This is a genomic window from Stenotrophomonas sp. LMG 10879 (assembly GCF_002750935.1).
Classification (GTDB): Bacteria; Pseudomonadota; Gammaproteobacteria; order Xanthomonadales; family Xanthomonadaceae; genus Stenotrophomonas; species Stenotrophomonas lactitubi_B.
Genome location: NZ_PEJT01000003.1, coordinates 325,407 through 345,359, shown reverse-complemented (window position 1 = coordinate 345,359; position 19,953 = coordinate 325,407). Strand labels below are relative to the sequence as shown.

18 protein-coding genes are annotated in these 19,953 nt (G+C 66.1%); 7 read left to right on the top strand and 11 right to left on the bottom strand.

Going from position 1 to position 19,953, the window contains the following annotated elements; translation table 11 throughout:
* Positions 1 to 8: 8 nt before the first annotated feature.
* Genes CR919_RS06640 through CR919_RS06630 form a run of 3 tightly spaced genes read left to right on the top strand, consistent with a single transcriptional unit; the run spans position 9 to position 2,335 of the window.
* Positions 9 to 1,133 carry a Gfo/Idh/MocA family oxidoreductase gene (locus CR919_RS06640; protein WP_099819328.1) on the top strand — a complete coding sequence of 375 codons (1,125 nt, stop codon included), beginning with the start codon at positions 9 to 11 and terminating at the stop codon, positions 1,131 to 1,133.
* A 19-nt stretch (positions 1,134 to 1,152) separates the two neighbouring features.
* Entirely contained in the window at positions 1,153 to 2,019 is an 867-nt protein-coding gene (locus CR919_RS06635; RefSeq protein WP_099819327.1) for a sugar phosphate isomerase/epimerase, read from the top strand.
* Positions 2,020 to 2,047: 28 nt separating this feature from the next.
* Entirely contained in the window at positions 2,048 to 2,335 is a 288-nt protein-coding gene (locus CR919_RS06630; protein WP_099819397.1) for a cytochrome c, read from the top strand.
* Positions 2,336 to 2,345: 10 nt separating this feature from the next.
* On the opposite strand, the gene CR919_RS06625 is transcribed toward CR919_RS06630, so the two are convergent.
* The 6 genes from CR919_RS06625 to CR919_RS06600 form a co-directional block, all read right to left on the bottom strand.
* Positions 2,346 to 3,119 carry a DUF1080 domain-containing protein gene (locus tag CR919_RS06625; protein WP_099819326.1) on the bottom strand — a complete coding sequence of 258 codons (774 nt, stop codon included), beginning with the start codon at positions 3,117 to 3,119 and terminating at the stop codon, positions 2,346 to 2,348.
* Entirely contained in the window at positions 3,104 to 3,679 is a 576-nt protein-coding gene (locus CR919_RS06620; protein ID WP_099819325.1) for a gluconate 2-dehydrogenase subunit 3 family protein, read from the bottom strand. The genes CR919_RS06625 and CR919_RS06620 overlap by 16 nt, the downstream gene beginning before the upstream one ends.
* On the bottom strand, positions 3,679 to 5,364 hold the full coding sequence (locus CR919_RS06615; protein ID WP_099819324.1) for a GMC family oxidoreductase: 1,686 nt from the start codon (positions 5,362 to 5,364) through the stop codon (positions 3,679 to 3,681). Before CR919_RS06615 ends, CR919_RS06620 begins: the two co-directional genes overlap by 1 nt.
* Before the next feature lie 26 nt (positions 5,365 to 5,390).
* Positions 5,391 to 6,281 (bottom strand): TIM barrel protein, encoded by an 891-nt coding sequence (locus CR919_RS06610; RefSeq protein WP_099819323.1) that lies wholly within the window; start codon positions 6,279 to 6,281, stop codon positions 5,391 to 5,393.
* 215 nt (positions 6,282 to 6,496) lie between these two features.
* Positions 6,497 to 7,369: a hypothetical protein gene (locus CR919_RS06605; RefSeq protein ID WP_099819322.1), complete on the bottom strand. Its 873-nt coding sequence runs from the start codon at positions 7,367 to 7,369 to the stop codon at positions 6,497 to 6,499.
* A 78-nt stretch (positions 7,370 to 7,447) separates the two neighbouring features.
* Positions 7,448 to 8,029, bottom strand: a complete 582-nt coding sequence (locus CR919_RS06600) for a single-stranded DNA-binding protein (RefSeq protein ID WP_099819321.1) — start codon at positions 8,027 to 8,029, stop codon at positions 7,448 to 7,450.
* 281 nt (positions 8,030 to 8,310) lie between these two features.
* Here CR919_RS06600 and CR919_RS06595 point away from each other — a divergent pair, with 281 nt between their 5' ends.
* Positions 8,311 to 9,342, top strand: coding sequence for a LacI family DNA-binding transcriptional regulator (locus CR919_RS06595; RefSeq protein WP_099819320.1), 1,032 nt, complete (start codon positions 8,311 to 8,313; stop codon positions 9,340 to 9,342).
* 93 nt (positions 9,343 to 9,435) lie between these two features.
* Here CR919_RS06595 and CR919_RS06590 read toward each other — a convergent pair whose 3' ends face one another.
* Positions 9,436 to 11,490 carry a PAS domain-containing sensor histidine kinase gene (locus CR919_RS06590; RefSeq protein WP_099819319.1) on the bottom strand — a complete coding sequence of 685 codons (2,055 nt, stop codon included), beginning with the start codon at positions 11,488 to 11,490 and terminating at the stop codon, positions 9,436 to 9,438.
* Complete coding sequence (locus CR919_RS06585) at positions 11,480 to 12,976, bottom strand: ATPase domain-containing protein (protein WP_099819318.1); 1,497 nt, start codon at positions 12,974 to 12,976, stop codon at positions 11,480 to 11,482. The genes CR919_RS06590 and CR919_RS06585 overlap by 11 nt, the downstream gene beginning before the upstream one ends.
* 315 nt (positions 12,977 to 13,291) lie before the next feature.
* Here CR919_RS06585 and CR919_RS06580 point away from each other — a divergent pair, with 315 nt between their 5' ends.
* The 3 genes from CR919_RS06580 (at position 13,292) to CR919_RS06570 (ending at position 18,327) form a co-directional block, all read left to right on the top strand.
* A complete protein-coding gene (locus CR919_RS06580) occupies positions 13,292 to 13,756 on the top strand; it encodes a GNAT family N-acetyltransferase (protein ID WP_099819317.1) in 465 nt (154 codons plus the stop codon).
* A gap of 73 nt (positions 13,757 to 13,829) precedes the next feature.
* Positions 13,830 to 14,729: an ABC transporter ATP-binding protein gene (locus CR919_RS06575; protein WP_099819316.1), complete on the top strand. Its 900-nt coding sequence runs from the start codon at positions 13,830 to 13,832 to the stop codon at positions 14,727 to 14,729.
* A gap of 13 nt (positions 14,730 to 14,742) precedes the next feature.
* The gene (locus CR919_RS06570; protein WP_099819315.1) at positions 14,743 to 18,327 is read left to right on the top strand and encodes a M1 family aminopeptidase; all 3,585 of its coding nucleotides are present in this window, start codon (positions 14,743 to 14,745) and stop codon (positions 18,325 to 18,327) included.
* A gap of 295 nt (positions 18,328 to 18,622) precedes the next feature.
* On the opposite strand, the gene CR919_RS06565 is transcribed toward CR919_RS06570, so the two are convergent.
* The 3 genes from CR919_RS06565 to CR919_RS06555 form a co-directional block, all read right to left on the bottom strand.
* Positions 18,623 to 18,928: a hypothetical protein gene (locus CR919_RS06565; protein WP_099819314.1), complete on the bottom strand. Its 306-nt coding sequence runs from the start codon at positions 18,926 to 18,928 to the stop codon at positions 18,623 to 18,625.
* Positions 18,925 to 19,389, bottom strand: a complete 465-nt coding sequence (locus tag CR919_RS06560) for a GNAT family N-acetyltransferase (protein WP_099819313.1) — start codon at positions 19,387 to 19,389, stop codon at positions 18,925 to 18,927. The genes CR919_RS06565 and CR919_RS06560 overlap by 4 nt, the downstream gene beginning before the upstream one ends.
* Positions 19,390 to 19,468: 79 nt before the next feature.
* On the bottom strand, positions 19,469 to 19,855 hold the full coding sequence (locus CR919_RS06555; RefSeq protein ID WP_099819312.1) for an SseB family protein: 387 nt from the start codon (positions 19,853 to 19,855) through the stop codon (positions 19,469 to 19,471).
* Positions 19,856 to 19,953: the final 98 nt, after the last annotated feature.

Here is a 19,953-nt window from a genome sequence, read left to right as displayed (position 1 = left end):
CTCGACCGATGCCCACACCTGGAATCGCCATCGTCGGCACGGGCATGATCGCTGCCGTGCATCGCCGCGCGGCACTGCTGGCCGGCGCCGATATCCGTGGCGTGGCCGCCTCCTCCCCGCAACGCTCGCTTGATGTTGCGCAGTCGTGGGGTGTTCCGCGTGCCTATCGGGACATCGAGGAGGTGGTCGCCGATCCACAGGTCCAGGTCGTGCACGTCTGCACGCCCAACCACCTGCACCGGCCGATGGCGCAGGCCGCGCTGGAAGCCGGCAAGCACGTGGTCTGCGAGAAGCCGCTGGCGACCACGCTGGAGGATGCGCAGACGCTGGCGGCACTGGCTGCCGCGACCGGACTGATCGCCACGGTGCCCTTCGTCTACCGCTACCACCCGGTGGTCCGCGAGGCGCGTGCACGCATCGCGCAGGGCGAACTGGGACCGCTGCACCTGATCCATGGCAGCTACCTGCAGGACTGGCTGCTGGACCCGGCCAGCAACAACTGGCGCGTGGACCCGGCACTGGGCGGTACATCGCGCGTGTTCGCCGACATCGGCTCGCACTGGTGCGACCTGGTGGAATGGGTCAGCGGCGAGCGTTTCACCGAGGTCAGCGCGGCGTTCGATACGGTGATCGCCGAACGCAGCGCCGATACCGGGAAGAGCTTCACCACAGCGGCGGCCGGCGGCGCGATGCAGGTGGTGGCGAGCGAGGACGTGGCGGCGGCCATGTTCCGTACCGGCGCCGGTACGCTGGCGTCGTTGACGGTCAGCCAGGTCTCGGCCGGACGCCACAACCGCCTCTGGTTCGAGATCGATGGCGCCAGGGCCAGCGTGGCGTTCAACCAGGAAGACGCCGAGCGCCTGTGGATCGGCCTGCCCGAGCAGCGCGAGGAAGTCTTCGTGCGTGGTCCCGGGGCCGGTAGTGCCGAACAGCGCCGGTTGTCGCTGTTGCCGGCCGGGCACGCGCAGGGCTACGGCCATTGTTTCGAAGCATTTGTTGCTGATACCTATCGCGCCATCGAAGGCGAGCGGCCTGAGGGCCTGCCCACCTTCGAAGACGGCGTTCGCTCGGCGCAGATTGTCGATCGTGTCATTGCATCGGCCAGGACGCGCGCCTGGACCGCCATCGGTTGAATCCCCGGAGGATCTGTTGATGAACATCCCTGTTCGTAGAGCTGCGACCCTCGCACTGCTGCTGCTCGCTGCCCTGCCTGCCTTGGCACTCGAAGCTCCGGGCCCGCAGAAGCCGATCGCGGTGCAGATGTACACGCTGCGCAACGCCGGCCCGCTCGACCAGCAGTTGAAGATCGTCCACGACGCCGGCGTGCACGCGGTGGAAACGGTGGGCACGCAGGGCGTCAGCGCCACCGAACTGAAGCAGTTGCTGGACCGGTATTCGATCAAGGCGATTTCGTCGCACGTGCCATTGGCCGAGCTGCGCAAGGACCTGGATGGCGTGGTGGCCTTCAACCGGTCGATCGGCAACACCACGCTGGTGGTGCCTTACCTGGATGCGAAGGATCGGCCAACAGACGCCGCGGGCTGGACCGCACTGGGCCAGGAGCTTGGCAGGATCGCGAAGCAGGTACGTGCCAAAGGCATGCGCCTGGCCTACCACAACCACGATTTCGAGCTGGTCGACTTCAATGGCCGGACCGGCCTGGAACTGCTGTTCGCAGCCGCCGGACCCGACCTGCAGACCGAGCTGGACCTGGCTTGGGTCGCGCGTGCAGGCCTCGATCCGGCGGCGATGCTGGCAACGTTCCGCGGTCGACTGTTCGCGGTACACGCCAAGGACAATGCACCCAAGGGCCAAGCCGAAGACGAGGGTGGCTTCGCCGCCGTGGGCCAGGGCGTGCTGGACTGGAAGACCATCCTGCCTGCCGCAGCCGCTGCCGGCGTGCACTGGTACATCGTCGAACACGACCAGCCACGCGACCCGGCCAAGGTCATCCAGACCGGCGCGGACTACCTGCGTGAACACCTGACCATCACCCTGCCCGCCAGCGCGCAGCGCTAGCCCGCAAAGGAGCCCCTTCTTGAAGACGATGCTGAAACTGGCTGTGATGGCATGTGGCGCAACGCTGGCGACCAGCGCGTGGTGCAAGGACGACCCTGCCGCCGGTGCCAAGCTCTACACCGCGAACTGCACGGCCTGCCACGGCGCCGACCGCGCAGGCATGCCGGGCGCATTCCCCGCGCTCACCGACGTCAGCAAGCGCCTGCAACCGGCGCAGATCAAGGACAAGATCAGGAAGGGCGGCGGATTGATGCCGCCCTTCGCTCAGCTGTCACAACAGGAGATCGACGACATCACCAGCTTCCTGGCGAAGTAGCAGGCAGCCGTTACAACTCGCGCACCCAGATGTTGCGGTAGCTGATCTTGGAATCATGCTCCTGCAGATAGATGGGCGCACACGCATGTGGCGCGTACGAAGGCGCGCCGATGTATTCGGTCTTGCCCGCCAGCACGGTATCGTCCTGCACCAGCACGCCGTTGTGCAGCACGGTGATACGTGCGGGCGAGGTGAGCCCACCACCCGGCGAGAAGCGCGGCGCCTTCCAGAGGATGTCGTAGGCCTGCCACTCGCCCGGTGCACGCGAGGCGTTCACCAACGGCATGGCCTGCTTGTAGATCGAGCCCGCCTGGCCGTTGGCATAGGTCGGGTTGTTGTAGCTGTCGAGCACCTGCAGCTCATACAGTTCCTGCAGGAAGATGCCGCTGTTGCCCCGGTTCTGGCCATCGAAGCCCTTCGTATCGGTGGGCGTGCGCCATTCGACATGCAGCTGGATGTCGCAGAAGCGTTGCCTGGTGCGGATGCCCTTGCTGCCCGGGACGACGGTCATGGCGCCATCGGCTACGGCCCAGGGCACACGCCCGCCCTGCTCCGACTCCCAGGCGGAAACGTCCTTGCCATCGAACAGCACGATCGCGTCGGACGGGGCCTTGCCCGCAGGCGTGGCCACGACTGCCGGCACAGGCGTCCACACCTCGGTCTTCTTCGGATCGCGCGCGGGATCGGCACCGGCCTGCGCGAACGCTGGTGCAGCAGCCAGCAGGCCGGCCGCAAGCACCAGCGGGCGGATCATCATGACGCTTTCCATCAGCCGGTCCCCCATGCAGGTGTGCCGGGAACATAGGCGAGGTCGCCGTCATAGCGCCCCGGCACGGCGACGTAGCGCAGCACTTCGGTCGCGCCGACCTTCGAGGTAAAGAAGCCGAAGATGGCCAACTGCTTGATCATCGTGAAGTAGTGCGGCATCGCTTCTCCTGCCTCGGCAGTGCCGGTTTCGGTTACCTCGACCACGTGCTTTCTGGCCTCCGCATCCAGCACGCGCAGCAGCTCGGTGCGGGCCTGCGGCGCGAGTGAAACGAAGCGGCCGCCGGCGCGTTTGTCGATATCGGCCAGGCCGGCGCGGAACGTCGCCTGCTGCCGGGCGGTGTAGCAGTCGCTGACGAACGTCGCCATGAAAGCACCGGTGCCGGCATCCTTGGCCCCCGGCGTCTTCGTGCGCGGCAGGATGGTCTCGGCGATCTCATCCAGCGTGCCGACATCGGCATCGGTGAAATGGATCTTCGTGGCGCCCGCCGGTGCCTGCCCCTGCACAAGCGCAGGCAATCCAACCATGGCCGCGCCGGTGGCGGCGACGATCATCTTCAGCAGTTCGCGACGATCCATCAGAGGTTCCCCGCTTTCAGTTCGCGTACCGCGTGGTCGGCCGCGCGCGCGGTCAGCGCCATGTAGGTCAGCGAGGGATTCACGCAGGCGCTGGAGGTCATGCAGGCACCGTCGGTCACATAGACGTTGGGAGCATCCCAGACCTGGTTGTGCTGGTTCAGTACCGAGCTCTTGCGATCACGTCCCATGCGCGCGGTCCCCATCTCGTGGATGCCCTTGCCCGGGGCATAGTCGTTGTCGTGCATCTTCACGTCCTTGACGCCGGCCGCCTCCAGCATCTCGGCAGCATCGGCGGCCATGTCCTTGCGCATCGCCAGTTCGTTGGCACGCATGGCAACGTCCATCGCCAGCACCGGCAGCCCCCACTTGTCCTTGCGGTCGTGGTCCAGGCGGATTGTATTGTCGTGGTGCGGCAGCATTTCACCGAACCCGGTCATGCCGATGCGCCAGTCACCCGGCACGGTCAGCGCTTCCTTCAGGTCGGCGCCGATGTTCAGCTCGGCGATCTCGCGCGACCAGCCGTTTCGGCTGGCACCGCCCTGGTAGCCGAACCCGCGCAGGTAGCCACGCTTGTCGGCTGCGACGTTGCGGAAGCGCGGAATGTAGAAACCGCAGGGACGGCGGCCGAAGTAGTACTTGTCTTCGTAGCCCTCGACCCGGCCCGAGGCACCCGCACCGAAATGATGATCCATCACGTTGTGCCCCAACTCACCGGACGAAGAGCCCAGCCCGCCGTCCCATACATCGGTCGCCGAATTCATCAGCAGCCACGTCGAGTTGAACGACGACGCATTGAGGAAGATCACCTTGGCGGTGTATTGGTAGGTCTGGCCGGTTTCGGCGTCGATGACCTCCACGCCACGCGCACGCTTGCGATCCTTGTCATAGAGCACTTCCTTGACGATCGAGAACGGACGCAAGGTCAGGTTGCCGGTCTTCATCGCCGCTGGCAGCGTCGCCGCCTGGGTCGAGAAGTAGGCACCGAAGGGACAGCCCAGGATGCACTTGTTGCGGTACTGGCAGTTGACGCGCCCCTGCTCGGGCATCGGCTTGGTGATGTTGGCGGTGCGCGAGTGGATCATGTGGCGCGTTCCGCCGAAGGCCTTCTTGATACGCGCGGCCACATCCTTCTCGACGACGTTCAAGGGAATCGGCGGCAGGAACTCGCCGTCCGGCAACACATCCAGTCCCTCACGCGTGCCGGCGATGCCGGCGAACTTCTCCACATGGTCGTACCAGGGGGCGATGTCGGCGTAGCGGATCGGCCAGTCGGTGGCGATGCCGTCCTTCAGATTCGCTTCGAAATCCAGGTCGGAGAAGCGATAACTCTGACGGCCCCACATCAGCGAGCGTCCACCCACGTGGTAGCCGCGGAACCAGTCGAATCGCTTGGTCTCGATGTAGGGCGACTCCTGTTCGTCGGCCCACATCCCCTGCAGGTTCTCGGCCAGCGCGTAGTCGCGCATCAATACCGGGAAGGCAGCCTTCATCGCCTGTGTAGGCCGATTGCGATGCGGGAAATCCCACGCCTCCTTCATCGCATTGACGTAGTCCTTGACGTGCTCGATGTTGCGTCCGCGTTCCAGCATCAGGACCTTCAGGCCCTTCTCGGTCAATTCCTTCGCCGCCCAACCGCCACTGATTCCCGAGCCAACAACGATGGCGTCGTAATGATTGTCTGCCATGGATCTCTCACCTGGTGGATATCGTTTCAGACGTCGCAGAGGCGGATCGCCTCGCGCAGCGAGCCGACGGGATCCGGCGCTGCAGGCATGAATTCCTGCGCCAGATAACCATCGAAACCGGTGTCGCGGATCGCGCGACAGATGGCGGGGTAATTGAGCTCCTGCTGGTCCCCGATCTCGTGCCGTCCAGGCACGCCGGCGGTGTGATAGTGCTTGAAACAGGCATGGTGTTTGCCGATGGTGGCGATGATGTCGCCCTCCATGATCTGCATGTGGTAGATGTCGTACAGCAGGCCGAAGTTGTCCGAGCCAAGCCGCTTGCACAGCGCCACGCCCCAAGCGGATTGGTCGCACAGGTAGTCGCGATGATCGACCCTGGAGTTGAGCAGCTCCATCACCAGCACCACGCCACGTTTCTCGGCATGCCCGAGGATGCGCTTGAGGCCAGCCTCGGCGTTGGCCATGCCCTCCTGCGGGTCCATGCCGTTGCGGTTGCCGGAAAAGCAGATGAGATTGCGATAGCCGGCATCGGCGACCAGATCGATGTGCCGCGTGTAGCGCTCCACCAGCTGGTCGTGGAACTCGCGGCCGGCAAAGCCCTTGGTGAGGCCTAGCTCGGCGCCGTTGCACATCGAGCTGTATACGCCATGGGCCTTCAGCGTGGGCCAATCCTCCGGGCCCACCAGGTCGATCGCGGCAAAACCGATGCCCTTCACCGTCTGGCAGAGCTGGGCGACCGACAGCTGCGGGAAGGTCCAGCGGGCCACGGAATGCTTCAGGTTGCCCTTGAGCGGCGCAGTGGCTGCAAACGCAGGCAGAACGCCCGCAGCGCCGAGGCCGAGACTGCCGGCAACCGCGATGCGCAGCGCATCGCGCCGCGTGAGCCCCGGGCCCGGTCTGATCGAATGGATGGACATCCACCTTCCGGCCTCCCAACCGGTATCAAACACTGACGATTTCGCCGCAATGCAATCGATTGCACCATGGGGAGGAAATTGTTTTTTTGCAAGACGCAGTGCAAGAAAGCGGATGCTGCGGGGCACAACGGCAAGGCCGATTCCGGCGCCATCGCAGCTGAGCGGCGGAAGGTGTGCAGCGCACCGGCACTGCAGGAGGCGAGCGCGTACGGGGCTCAGGGCATCTCGCGTTGACCCTGCGTCCGGGCCAGCGCGCGCAGGTGTTGATGCCAGCGCGGCTCGAATTCCGCATAGCTGCCGATCAGCTGCTGGAATGCCGCAGGATCTCCACGACGGTGCAGAAGCAGCAGGGCTTGCCGATGATGGGCCTGGCCATCGCCCTCCATCAGGAAGTGGACCAGGCTCCACCACGCCAGGTAATAGCCGTTCACATGCTCCGCGACCGGCGGCCCGCTGTCCTCCACGAGTTGGCGCAGGGTGGGCAGCAGCGCATTTTCGAGGCTGGGGCGCCCGGCGCTGTCGAACCGCAGTTCGCCCAGCCACCAGACCGGATAGCTGGCCGGGTCCGGCGCGCCCACGTGCAGCACTCCGTCTGAAAGCCGGCTGGCGCCGAAGTAACAGGCCATGCCTTCGTTCATCCAGCGCCGCGGCGCCAGGCCACTGGCCTCGGCGAGCAGCTGGTGGCTCACTTCATGCAGCATCCACTGATGGGGCGCGTCACCCTCGCCCGGGTAGGCAAAGGCATGGGGCCGACGGTAGTACGCCTCGGCCCATGGGCTGCTGCGGTTGTGTGCCTTGAAGTCGGCCTGATCGCGATACAGCACCAACTGGAAGGGCCCGGCGGTGCCGTGCTGTCCCACGGTCATGGCATAGGACCGATGCAGCGCTTCCACGGCCATGCCGACCGCAGCGGTCTGTTCCGGGGTCGCCGCACTGTGGATGATGAAATGCGGAGTGCGCGACACCGTCGCAGGCAGGCCCGGTGGCGCGCCCGCAGGCGCTTCGCGCTGACCAGCGCCGCTACCGGCGTCGCCGCAGCCGCCGAGAATCAGCAGCAGGGCCACGCGGGCAAGGCGGATGGGCGTCATGTGCGCCCACGCTACAACAAAAAACCCCGGCAGGCGCTGGGCCTTGCCGGGGTTCTGCAGGCCGGAGCCTGGCGGGAATCAGAACGGAATATCGTCGTCAGCGAAGTCATCCATCGGCGGGGCCGACTGCTGCGGCTGCTGCTGTGGACGCTGCTGGCCGTAGCCGCCGCCCTGGTTGCCGCCCTGGTTGTAACCACCGCCCTGGCCGCCACGTGCGTTGCCGCCGCCACCGCCACCACCGCCGTACTCCTGGCGCGGGGCCTGCTGGCGCTGCGGACGCTCGCCGCCGCTGAAGTTGCCACCACCGCCGCCACCGCCGCCTTCACCGCGGCCGCCCAGCATCTGCATTTCGTCGGCGATGATGTCGGTGGAGTACTTCTCCACGCCGTCCTGGCCGGTGTACTTGTCGTAACGCAGGCTGCCTTCGACGTACACCGAGCTGCCCTTGCGCAGGTACTCGCCGGCGATCTCGCCGAGCTTGCCGAAGAACACCACGCGGTGCCACTCGGTACGCTCCTGCTGGTTGCCATCCTTGTCCTTGCGGACGCTGGTGGTGGCCAGGCTGATACGGGTGATCGCCATGCCGCTCTGGGTGTACTTCACGTCCGGGTCGTTGCCGAGGTTGCCGACCAGGATGACTTTGTTGATGCCGCGCGCCATAGGTACCTTCGTCCGTTGTCCAAGGGCAGGCCGCCAGTGATAGCACGTCCCCGGCCGGGGGTGCAGAGCGCTGGGGTCGCCCCCGGGAAATTTGGGGGATGCAAGAACGGGGCATCTTACCATCCCCGTGGCCGACACCTGGGTCAGGAAAGCGCCCGGACGGGGCCGGAATCGGGCCCGAAGCCCTGTCGCAGGGTCCTGCGCGCACCCTGCCCTGGCACCGGCGCCAGCCCAACGGCGCCGCATGGCATCATTCCCCGATCATCCCCCTTCCGGCCCCCATGACCATCAAAGGCAAAGCCACCTCCCTGGACATCGCCCACCTGGCGGGGGTCTCCCAGCCCACGGTGTCGCGGGCCCTGCGCGGCAGCCCGATGGTCAACGCCGAGACCCGCGAGCGCATCCTGCGCATCGCCCGCGAGCTGAACTACAAGGTCGACAAGAACGCCTCCAGCCTGCGCCTGCGCAATGCCGGCACCCTGGCCCTGCTGTTCTTCGAGGACCCGACCAATGACGACTCGCTGATCAATCCGTTCTTCCACTCGATGCTGGGCTCGATCACCCGCGCCTGCGCGCTGCACGGTCAGGACCTGCTGGTGTCCTTCCAGCAGCTGTCCACCGACTGGCAGGCCGATTACGAAGACAGCAACAAGGCCGATGGCATCATCCTGCTCGGCTACGGCGACTACCACGAGTCGCGCGACCGCCTGCAGCGGCTGGTGGAGCAAGGCACCCACTTCGTGCGCTGGGGCGCGGCCCTGCCCGGCCAGCCTGGCGTGTCCATCGGCAGCGACAATTTCCAGGGCGGGCATGACATCACCGTCCACCTGCTGCAACAGGGCTGCCGCCGCATCGCGTTCCTCGGCCATGCGTCCAGCCACTATCCGGAATTCCAGGAGCGCTATCGCGGCCACGTGGAAGCGCTGCGTGCGCATGGGCTGGCCGCCGACCCGGCGCTGCAGCACGATGCGATCACCACCGAAGCGTCCGGACACGAGGCCTGCCTGGCGCTGCTGGCGCAGGACCGCTCCATTGATGCGGTCTGCGCGGCCAGCGACCTGATTGCCATCGGCGCGGTGCGCGCCCTGCGCGAGCAGGGCCTGCGGGTGCCGCAGGACGTGGCGGTGACCGGCTTTGATGACATCCCGCTGGCGGCCTCGGTGTCGCCGCCACTGACCACCGTGCAGCAGGACACCAAGCAGGCCGGCCAGCTGCTGGTGGAGAAGCTGCTGGCGCTGATCGGCCGGCAGCCGGTGGAAGGCCAGAGCATCCCGGTGAAGCTGGTGGTGCGCGAGTCGTCGCTGCGCGCCTAGCCTCCTGTAGTGCCGAGCCATGCTCGGCAAAATGCATGAGAAGCAAAGCCAACGGCAGCCGAGCATGGGCTCGGCTCTACAAGGCCTACAGCGCTACGCGCCGCCGGGCATCGCCGTGCGTACCGCCATGCTGAACTCGTCCAGCAGGAACGGCTTGGCGATCATCGCCATGCCTTCGTCGAGGAAGGCCGCGCGTTCCTGAGCCTTTTCCGCATAGCCGGTCATGAACAGGATCGGCAGCGCTGGCCGCGATTGCCGCGCGATCTCCGCCAGCTGGCGGCCGTTGAGCCCCGGCAGCCCGACATCGGTGACCAGCAGATCGATGGTCTGCGCCGAGGCCAGGATCGGGATCGCCGCGTCGGCATCGCCCACCACCTGGGCGTGATACCCCAGGTCTTCCAGCACCACCGTCACCAGCATCCGTACCTGTTCGTCATCCTCCACCACCAGGATGGACTGGCCGGCACCACGCCGGATCGGCTGCGCGGGCGCAGGCTCGTCCTCCGCCACCGCTTCCGACAACGGAATGAACAACAGCACCGTCGTGCCCTCGCCCAGACTGGACTGGATCGCGATATGGCCGCCGGACTGCTGCATGAAGCCGTACACCATCGACATGCCCAGCCCCGTGCCCTTGCCGATGGGCTTGGTGGTGAAGAAGGGCTCGAACGCGCGTTCCACCACTTCCGGCGCCATGCCGGCACCGGTATCGGCTACCGCCACCATCGCGTAGTCGCCTGCGGGCACGGCCGTGTATTGACCTTCGCGAACGCTGACCGCCGATGCGCGCAGGGTCAGATCACCCCCGTGCGGCATCGCATCGCGTGCATTGATGGCCAGGTTCAACAGCGCGCTCTCGAACTGGTTGGCGTCCAGCGTGGCGTGCAGCGGCAGCGGCGAGGGCTCGGCGCGGATACGCACGGCCTCGCCCAGGGTGCTGTGCAGCAGGTGCTGCACCGAAACCAGCAGTGTGTTGATCTCCACCGGCCGCGCATCCAGCGACTGCCGCCGGGAGAACGCCAACAGGCGCTGGGTCAGTGCCGCCGCACGCTGGGCCGAGGCGGTGGCGGTGTCCAGGAAACGTTCGAGGTCGTCGACCCGCCCCATGTCCAGGCGCAGCCGCACGATGTCCAGCGCGGACAGGATGCCGGTCAGCATGTTGTTGAAGTCGTGGGCGATGCCGCCGGTCAGCTGGCCGATCGCTTCCATCTTCTGCGACTGCCGCAGTGCGGCGTCGCTGGCCTCGCGCGCCGCCATCTGCGCTTCCAGCTCACGGGTACGCTCGGCCACCATCGCCTCCAGCGCGTGCGCGTGCTGTTGGCTGCTGGCAAGGGCCAGCTTGGCGGCGGTGATATCGGTGACGAACACATGGAAGCCGTCGATGCGACCATCGGCATCCCGGCGTGGCGAGTAACGCACTTCGCAGTCCCGGCGCCCGTACACACGATGGGGCCAGACGATCTCGAACACCGCCTCACGGCCGACCAACGCCGCTTCCATCGCCGGCCGACGCTGCTGCCACACCGGCTCGCCGATGACCTCGCGCACATGCCTGCCGATCACGTCGCCGGTGGCCAGTTCGAACCAGCTTTCGTAAGCCTTGTTGGCAAAGCGGAAGCACAGCGCGCGGTCCACGAACGCGATCAGCACCGGCATCGCGTCGGCGATCAGGCGCAGCTCCGATTCGCTGCGCGCCAGCGCCGCGCGGCCATCAGCCAATGCGGTGACCTGGTCGCGCACCACGAACTGCTTCGCGCGTGCACGCAGCGCACCCTGCACTGCGCTGAGCAGCGACATGCTGCCCAGCGGCCGGTCCATCTCCACCACGTTGATCGAGCCGGGCAGCAGCGGTTCGCGGGTGGAACGCCGGTAGGAACGCGCCGAGCGCAGCAGGATGAACGGAATGTCCGACCAGGCCGGCTGCTGCTGCAGCGCCTGCAGCAGCGCTTCGCTGTCGCGCGCCACTGCTTCCTGGGTCACCACCACCAGCCCGGTGCAGTCATCGAGCTGGCGGGCCAATGCCTCCAGACCGGGGGCGATGTACGGTGTCAGACCCGCGTTGGCCAGCACCGCCGCGATGCTGTCGGCATCGCGGCCGAACGGAGCAACGATGCGGACAACCATGCCGCCATCATCGCTATCGGACATTGGACTGGCCCAGCAGCGCCGCACTGTCGCCGACGAATTCGGGCGTGCCGGTGAGGATGCCCTGGAAATCGGCCAGCGCGGCGCTGACCGTGATGCCGCGCCCGTCGATCTTCAGTTCACGGATGGTGTCCTCGTGCGCACCACCGCGGTTCTTGATCACCGAAATTGCTTTGCGGATGCGTCCCTTGGCTTCAAAGAAGCGGAACAGCACCACCGCATCGGCGATGTAGGACACGTTGAGGCTGCCGGTGGACATGGTGCCGACCAGCCCATGCTGTGGGTTGATCATGAAGGTCGCCACGCCCTTCTGGTTCAGGTAGGACAGCATCTCGTGCAGCTGCAGCATCAGCTGTTTTTCCTGCGGCATGGCGGTGACATAGCCGTTGAGGCTGTCGATCACCAGCACGCTGCAGTTTCGTTCTTCCACGGTCTTGCGCAGGTTCCAGGAGAACTCGCCGGGCGATATTTCCGCAGGATCGATCTGCAGGATTTCCAGCAGGCCCGAACGCAGGTGCTTGTCCAGGTCGATGTCCAGCGCGGAGGCGCGTGCCAGCAGTGTGCCGACCCGCTCGTCGAATTCGAAGATGCAGCTGCGCTCACCGCGCTCGCAGGCGGCCCAGACGTATTGCAGTGCCACGTTGGTCTTGCCGCTGCCGGCCGGGCCGGTCAACAGCGTGGAGGTACCGCGCAGCGGTCCACCGCCCAACAACCGATCGATCTCGTCCACTCCGCTGCTGATGGGCGTTCCGACGAACCGGCCGTGATGCTCGGAGGCGATCAGGCGCGGGAAAATCTGCACGCCGCCACGACGGATCACCATGTCGTGGTAGCCGGCAACGAAATCGACGCCCCGCAGCTTCTGCACCTGCATCCGCCGCCGCGCAGGGCCGAAGTCCAGGGTCAGGCGTTCCAGCGACAGCACGCCGTGGCACAGGCTGTGCAGCTGGCCATCGCGCTCATCGCCGGTGGACGTCAGGTCGTCCACCAGGAACACCGTCGCGCTTTTGGGCGCGAAGAACTGCTTGAGTGCGAGGATCTGCCGGCGATAGCGCAGCGAATCCTGTGCCAGCAGGCGCAGTTCCGACAACGAATCGAACACGACGCGCGTCGGCCCGATGCTGTCCACCTTGGACATGATCAGGTTGACCGTCTCGTCCAGCTCCATTTCCCACGAGTGCAGCACCGACTGCAGGCGGCCGTTGCCCATCGCCCCTTCGGCCGTACCCAGCTCGAACAGGTGCAGGCCGTCCAGCGACCAACCGTGGGCCAACGCGACTTCGCGCAGCTCCTCGGCCGTTTCCGAGAGCGTGATGTACAGGCAGCGCTCGCCGCGTCGCAGGCCTTCCAGCAGGAACTGCAGGGACAGCGTGGTCTTGCCGGAGCCCGGTGGCCCTTCGAGCAGGTACAGCCTCGCCTGCGGCAGCCCGCCGCCAATGATGCTGTCCAACCCTTCAATTCCCGTTGTGATCCGCATGCGCGCTCGCATTGACTTCGCTGTATGAGGGGCAGAGCGTATCGGCGCCCCTGTCGACGCATTGTGTGATCCAGCGCACCGATGCCAACGCATTCAGGAAGATTTCACGGCCGCCGCTTCACTGCACCAGCGACCCGCAGTTACGCTATGCGGGCGCAGTCCGCGCAGCACTCCCTACCGCCAGGAGAAGGCCTTTGTCCTCCGCCAGCAGTTCCCACACCGCACCGGTGACGGCGGCGAACGGCGAGTTGCACCTGGGCTGAGGCTCACGCTGCCCTGCCCTCGCACCGGAAATGCCCTTCCGGGCAACTCCCTGTCGAGGTTCCCATGCTCATTCCTGCGTCCGCACACGACGTGCGCGCTCTGCTGTCCTGCACCCATACCGCTGAAAACGCTGTCGCCCCACCCCAAGTGATCGCCCTGCTGGCCGACCTCACCGCCGCCATCGAGCCGCAGTTTGCGCCGGCCGCATGGCGGATCGTCGTGGCGGCACGCACGGTGGGCCTGCTGTCGCTGACCTGCACGCCGCAGGCCGGTGTTCTCACCCTCGGCTATGGCATCGCCCCGGCCCACCAGGGACGCGGCCTGGCCGGCGCCGCACTGGCCGAGTTCGTGCAATGGGCGTGGACGGAGCCGCGCATACACGTGCTGAAGGCCGAAACGGCGGTGGACAACCTGCCCTCGCAGGCAGTGCTGCGCCGGAACGGTTTCCGCACGGTCGGCCGGCGCGTGGATGCCGAGGACGGTGCGCTGCTGTGCTGGCAGCTGGATCGCTGGCCAAAGGCACCATGACCAAAGGGGCATGACGCAGCCCCCCGTTCAGCGCGATAAACAGCAGATCAACACACGGAAAGGTGTACGTCGCATGCTGAAGATCGATTCGCTGTCCAAGACGTACGCCAACGGCGTGCACGCGTTGAACGGGGTCACCCTGGATATTCCCCGCGGCATGTTCGGCCTGCTCGGGCCGAACGGCGCGGGGAAATCCTCACTGATGCGCACCCTGGCCACCCTGCAGGAGGCCGACAGCGGCAGTGCCACCCTGAGCATTCCGGGTGAATCACCGATCGACGTACTGCGCGACAAGGACGCCGTGCGCCGCCGCCTGGGCTACCTGCCACAGGACTTCGGCGTGTACCCGAAAGTCAGCGCGCTGGACCTGCTGGAGCACTTCGCCGTGCTGAAGGGCCTGACCCAGCGTGGCCAGCGTCGCGAGGTGGTCGATGGCCTGCTGCAGCAGGTGAACCTGTGGGATGCACGCAAGCGCAAGCTGGGCACCTACTCCGGGGGCATGCGCCAGCGCTTCGGCATCGCCCAGGCGCTGCTGGGCGACCCGCGCCTGGTGATCGTCGACGAACCCACCGCCGGGCTCGACCCGGAAGAACGCAACCGCTTCCTCAACCTGCTGGCGGCCATCGGCGAGAACGTGGCGGTGATCCTGTCCACCCACATCGTCGAGGACGTGACCGACCTGTGCCCGACCATGGCGATCATGAACAAGGGGCAGGTGCTGCTGACCGGGCGCCCCACCGATGCGATCGAGGCGCTGCAGCAGCAGGTCTGGCGCAAGCAGGTGGACCCGTCCGAACTGGCTGACCATGAGGCGCGCTACACGGTGCTGTCCTCGCGCCTGGTGGGTGGCCGTCCGGTGATCCACGTGCACAGCGCCAGCGACCCGGGCGATGGTTTCGCGCCCGTCGCACCCGATCTCGAGGATGTGTACTTCCAGCGCCTGCGCCTGCAGGCGCGTGCCCGCGCAGCCTGAGCGGAGCACATCGATGATCCTTACCTTCTTCCGCTTCGAGCTGCGTGAGCAGCTGCGATCGCCATTGCTGTGGCTGCTGGCTTTCCTGTTCGCTGCGCTGGCCTTTGGCGCGGCTTCCAGTGATGCAGTGCAGATCGGTGGCGGCAGCGGCAACGTGCATAGCAACGCGCCGACCGTGATCGCACAGATGCTGGGCGTCTTCACCCTGCTCGGCATGTTGGTCACCGCGTTGTTCATCAGCAATGCGCTGCTGCGTGATTTTGAACTGGGCACCGCCGAACTGATCTTCGCCAGCCCGGTGAAGCGTCGCGACTATCTGGCCGGGCGCATCGCCGCAGCGCTGGCGGCCGGCCTGCTGGTCTATATCCTGATCGCGTTCGGCCTGTGGCTGGCGCCATTCATGCCCTGGGTCGATCCCGAGCGCATGGGCCCGATCAGCTGGCAGGGTTTTGCCTGGACGTTCGCGGTAATCGTCATTCCCAACCTGCTGTTCACCACTGCGCTGCTGTCGCTGTTGGCCGCGTTGACCCGCTCGATCCTGTGGGTCTACATCGGTCTGGTGGCCTACCTGGTGCTGTTCGGCGCCAGCGCCGCCCTGCTGCGCGACATCGACAACACCTGGATCGCGGTGCTGACCGAGCCCTTGGGCATGCGTGCGCTGTCGCGCACCATCCGCTACTGGTCCACCGAAGAGCGCAACAGCGGCATTCCGGAACTGGCCGGCTACCTGCTGGTCAACCGCGTGCTGTGGCTGACCGTGGCCGCCGCGCTGTTCGCGGCCACCTTCGCCCTGTTCCGTACCGAGCGCAGCGGCAGTGGCCGCCGGCGCTGGGGCCGCGGCAAGGCGGTGGCATCAGCAGATCCCGCGCCGCTGCGACCGGCAACGACCACGCTGCCGCGGGTGACGCCGGTGTTCAGTACAGGCACCGCGTGGCGGCAGTTCCTGCGCCAGGTGCGCTTCGATACACGCGGTGTACTGCGCAGCGTGCCCTTCATCGTACTACTGGTGTTGGGCCTGGCCAATTTCCTGCCGTCCGCGCTGTTCCGGCAGACGCTGTACGGCACCTCCATCTGGCCGGTCACCTCGCAGATGATCATGGCCCTGCAGGGCGCCTTCAGCTGGCTGCTGATCATCATCGTGCTGTTCTTCGCTGGTGAGCTGGTGTGGAAGGAGCGTGGCGCACGCATCAACGAGGTGAACGATGCGATGCCGGTACCCAACTGGGTGCCGTTGCTGGCCAAGCTCGTCGCACTGCTGGCGGTGATCGCCTGCTTCCAGGCGGCCGGCGCACTGGCTGCCATGGCCGTGCAGCTGGCCAAGGGCTACACCCATCTCGAACCGCTGCTGTACCTGCGCAGCCTTGCGCTGGATTCGGTGGTGTACGTGCTGATGGGCGGCCTGGCGCTGGTGCTGCAGGTGCTGACCAACAACAAGTTCTTCGGCTACGCGCTGCTGATCGTGGTGATGATCGGCCAAGGCGTGCTGGGCATGCTCGACTACACCCAGAACATCTACAACTTCGGCAGCTGGCCGATCGCCCCCTATTCGGACATGAACGGCTACGGCCACTTCCTGACCGGACAGCTGGCCTTCCAGGGCTACTGGGCGCTGTTCCTGCTGGCACTGATGTGCCTGGCATCGGCATTCTGGGTACGTGGCGTCAGCCAGGGCCTGCGCCAGCGGCTTGCCCTGGCCGGGCGACGCCTGCGTGGCCCGACCGGCGCGATGGCAGCGCTGGCCGCCGTCGCGTTCATCGCGGTAGGCGGCTGGCTGTACTGGAGCACCAACATCCGCAACGACTTCCTTTCGCCGGACCAGCAGTTGGACCTGCAGGCCCGTTACGAACGCGAACTGTCGAAGTACCGCAACCTGCCGCAGCCGCGCATCATCGCCGTGGACAACCGGGTGGACCTGCATCCCGAGACCCAGTCGATGGTGATCGACGCCAACTGGACGATCCGCAACACCCATACCGCGCCCATCCAGGAGGTGCACGTGGCCATGGCCGACGACAAACAGCTGGTGGCCGTCGACCTGGGTGGACAGACGCTGTCGATGCACGACGCCGACCTCGGCTACCGCATCTATCGCCTGGCTGCGCCGTTGCAGCCGGGCGAAGAGCGCCGCGTCCATTTCCGTGTGGTGCAGCAGCCCCATGGCATCACCGCAGATCAGGCGCCGAGCAACATCGTCGACAACGGCAGCTTCTTCAACAGCCGCGTACTGCCGTCCTTCGGCTACAACGAACGCGTTGAGATCAGCGACCGCAACGAGCGGCGCAAGCGTGACCTCGGCGAGCCACGGCGCATGCCCAAGCTGGAGGACGAAGCCGCACGCGCGAACAACTACGTCACCAACGACGCCGACTGGCTCGACTTCCGCAGCACCATCTGCACCGCACCGGACCAGGTGGCACTGGCGCCGGGCTACCTGCAGCACGAGACCACGGTGAACGGGCGGCGCTGCTTCAGCTATGCGATGGACCGGCCGATGCTGAACTTCTACGCCTACCTGTCGGCACGCTGGGAGATTCGTCGGGCGAGGTACAAGGACATGCCGATCGAGGTGTATTTCGATCCCGCCCATGGCTACAACGTGGACCGCATGATCGACGCGGTGCAGAAGTCGCTGGCCTACTACGAAGCCAACTTCACTCCGTACCAGCATCGCCAGGTACGCATCATCGAGTTCCCGGGCTACCAGCGCTTCGCCCAGTCCTTCGCCAACACCATTCCCTATTCGGAGTCGATCGGCTTCATCGCCGACCTGCGCGACCCGGACAAGGTGGACTATGTGTTCTACGTGACCGCCCACGAAGTCGCGCACCAGTGGTGGGCGCACCAGCTGATCGGCGCAAACGTGCAGGGCGCAACCGTGTTGTCCGAGTCGCTGTCGCAGTATTCGGCACTGATGGTGATGGAGCAGGAGTACGGTCGCCAGCACATGCGCCAGTTCCTCAAGCGCGAGCTGGATGGCTACCTGTCCGGGCGCGGCGGTGAGGCCATCGAGGAGCTGCCGCTGGAGCGTGTCGAGAACCAGCAGTACATCCACTACCAGAAGGGTTCGCTGGTGTTCTACCGCCTGCGCGAGGAAATCGGCGAGGAGGCGTTGAACCGCGCCCTGAAGCGTTTCCTGCAGGACAAGGGCTACCAGCAGCCGCCGTACACGACCTCGCGGGAACTGCTGGCCTACATCCGCGCCGAAACGCCCGCCGACCGCCAGCAGCTGGTCACCGACTTGTTCGAGAAGATGAGCTTCTACGACAACCGGGTGTTGGCCACCAGCGCGCGCAAGCGTGCGGACGGTCGCTACGACGTGACCCTGGACCTGCATGCCAGCAAGCAGTACGCCGATGGCAAGGGCAAGGAAACCGCCGGCACCATGGACGACTGGGTGGAGATCGGTGTGTTCGCCAATGGTCCCTCGGGCAAGGAGCGCGACCAGAAGGTGCTGTACCTGCAGCGCCATCACATCACCACGGCAGCGCCGACGATCACGGTGACGGTGGATGCCAGGCCGGATGAGGCGGGCTTCGATCCGTACAACAAGCTGATCGACCGGGTGAGCGAGGACAACCGGCGCAAGGTGACGATGTGATGTGAGCGACGGTGCCGGTCCGTGGGCCGGCACCGTTTGCGGAAGCATCCACGCATGGCGTGGATCTACTGACATGCATCCACGCATGGCGTGGATCTACTGACATGCATCCACGCATGGCGTGGATCTACTGACATGCATCCACGCATGGCGTGGATCTACTGGCATGCATCCACGCATGGCGTGGATCTACTGGCATGCATCCACGCGTGGCGTGGATCTTCCCGGACGATGCGATGGCGGAAGCAGATCCACGCCATGCGTGGATGCAGTACTGCCCGGTTGACGCCCTCGGCTACGCTGCGGGGCTCTGCGAACCGGCCTTCGGCCCCAACACCGCCAACAGCACGTAGATCACGATCGACGCCACGGTGCCGAGTGCAGCCAGCAACATGAAGGCAAACTCCGAACGGCCCTGCTGCCGCGCCCACTGCCCCAGATGCCAGGCCGCGCCCAGATTGATCAGCCAGGCGATGACGAACACCGGCCACTGCACGATGCCGACCGCGCGCAGCAGTGGCATGGCGACGAGCGCTGCGACGATGGCGCCGATCAGGAAGACCAGGGCCAGACGGGAATGGCGTACCGAAGCGGCGGTCATGCGCCCAGCTCCCGTACCATCACCAGTACGCGATAGCCGTGGCTGTCGGCTTCCTGCACGGGCGTCCAGCCCAACCGCGCGTAAAGGCCGCCATCCAGGGCTTCGGTCTGCAGGTACAGATGCGAGACGCCCATCCGCACCGCCTGCGCCGCAGCCTGTTCGACCAATCTGCCTGCCAACCCACGGCCTCGATGACTGTCGGCCACGAACACACTGCCCAGCCAATGCTCGTACTGCGGAAATGCCTGCATCTCCCGGCGCTTGAGCTGCACCGCGCCTGCCACCTGGCCGCCATCGAATGCTGCAATCAGGTGCGGGAAGCCTTCCGCATCCTGCGGCTGGTTGAGCCGCTGCAGTTCCTGCTCCAGCGACACGCCGGCATCCCGGCCCCATTGCGCGTTGTACCACTGTGCCAGCTGCAGCCTTTCCGGCGCGTCGGCGGAGAGCACTTTGAATTCCACGGCGAAGCCTCAGTTCCGTTGTTGACCAAGGGGATCACGTACGGCACCCGAAGGGAAGCAGCCGAGCATGGGCTCGGCTCTACACCTGCGCGAAGTCCTTCAGGATCTCGCCGATGCCGCTGGGCGAGATCTCGAAGCCCAGCGAGGTACCCGGGTTGATCACCACGCCGTAGCCGCCCGGCACGCGACGCAGCACGTCCAGCATCAGCCAGCGGACCTGGTGTTCGGCCTGCTGGCTGTAGATGCCCACCCGCGCCGGATCGGTGAACACGGCCACGTGCAGGGTGCCCTGCTTGTCGAACAGCAGCGGATCGAAGCCGCTGCCATCGGGGGTGACCAGGCTGCCAGTCAGCAGCACTACCTCGGAGGCGACGAAGGCCTCCATGAACGCGCGGATCGGCACTGTTCCGTCCATCGCGGCCTTGAGCAGGGTTTCGATCGGGGTCTGCGGGGCAAGGTCGGTCATGGCGGTGCGGTGAGGCAATCAGGGGTGCCCATTGTAGAGCCGAGCCCACGCTCGGCTGCCACCATCTGCAGTCCGGGGAAGCGCAGCCGAGCGCAGGC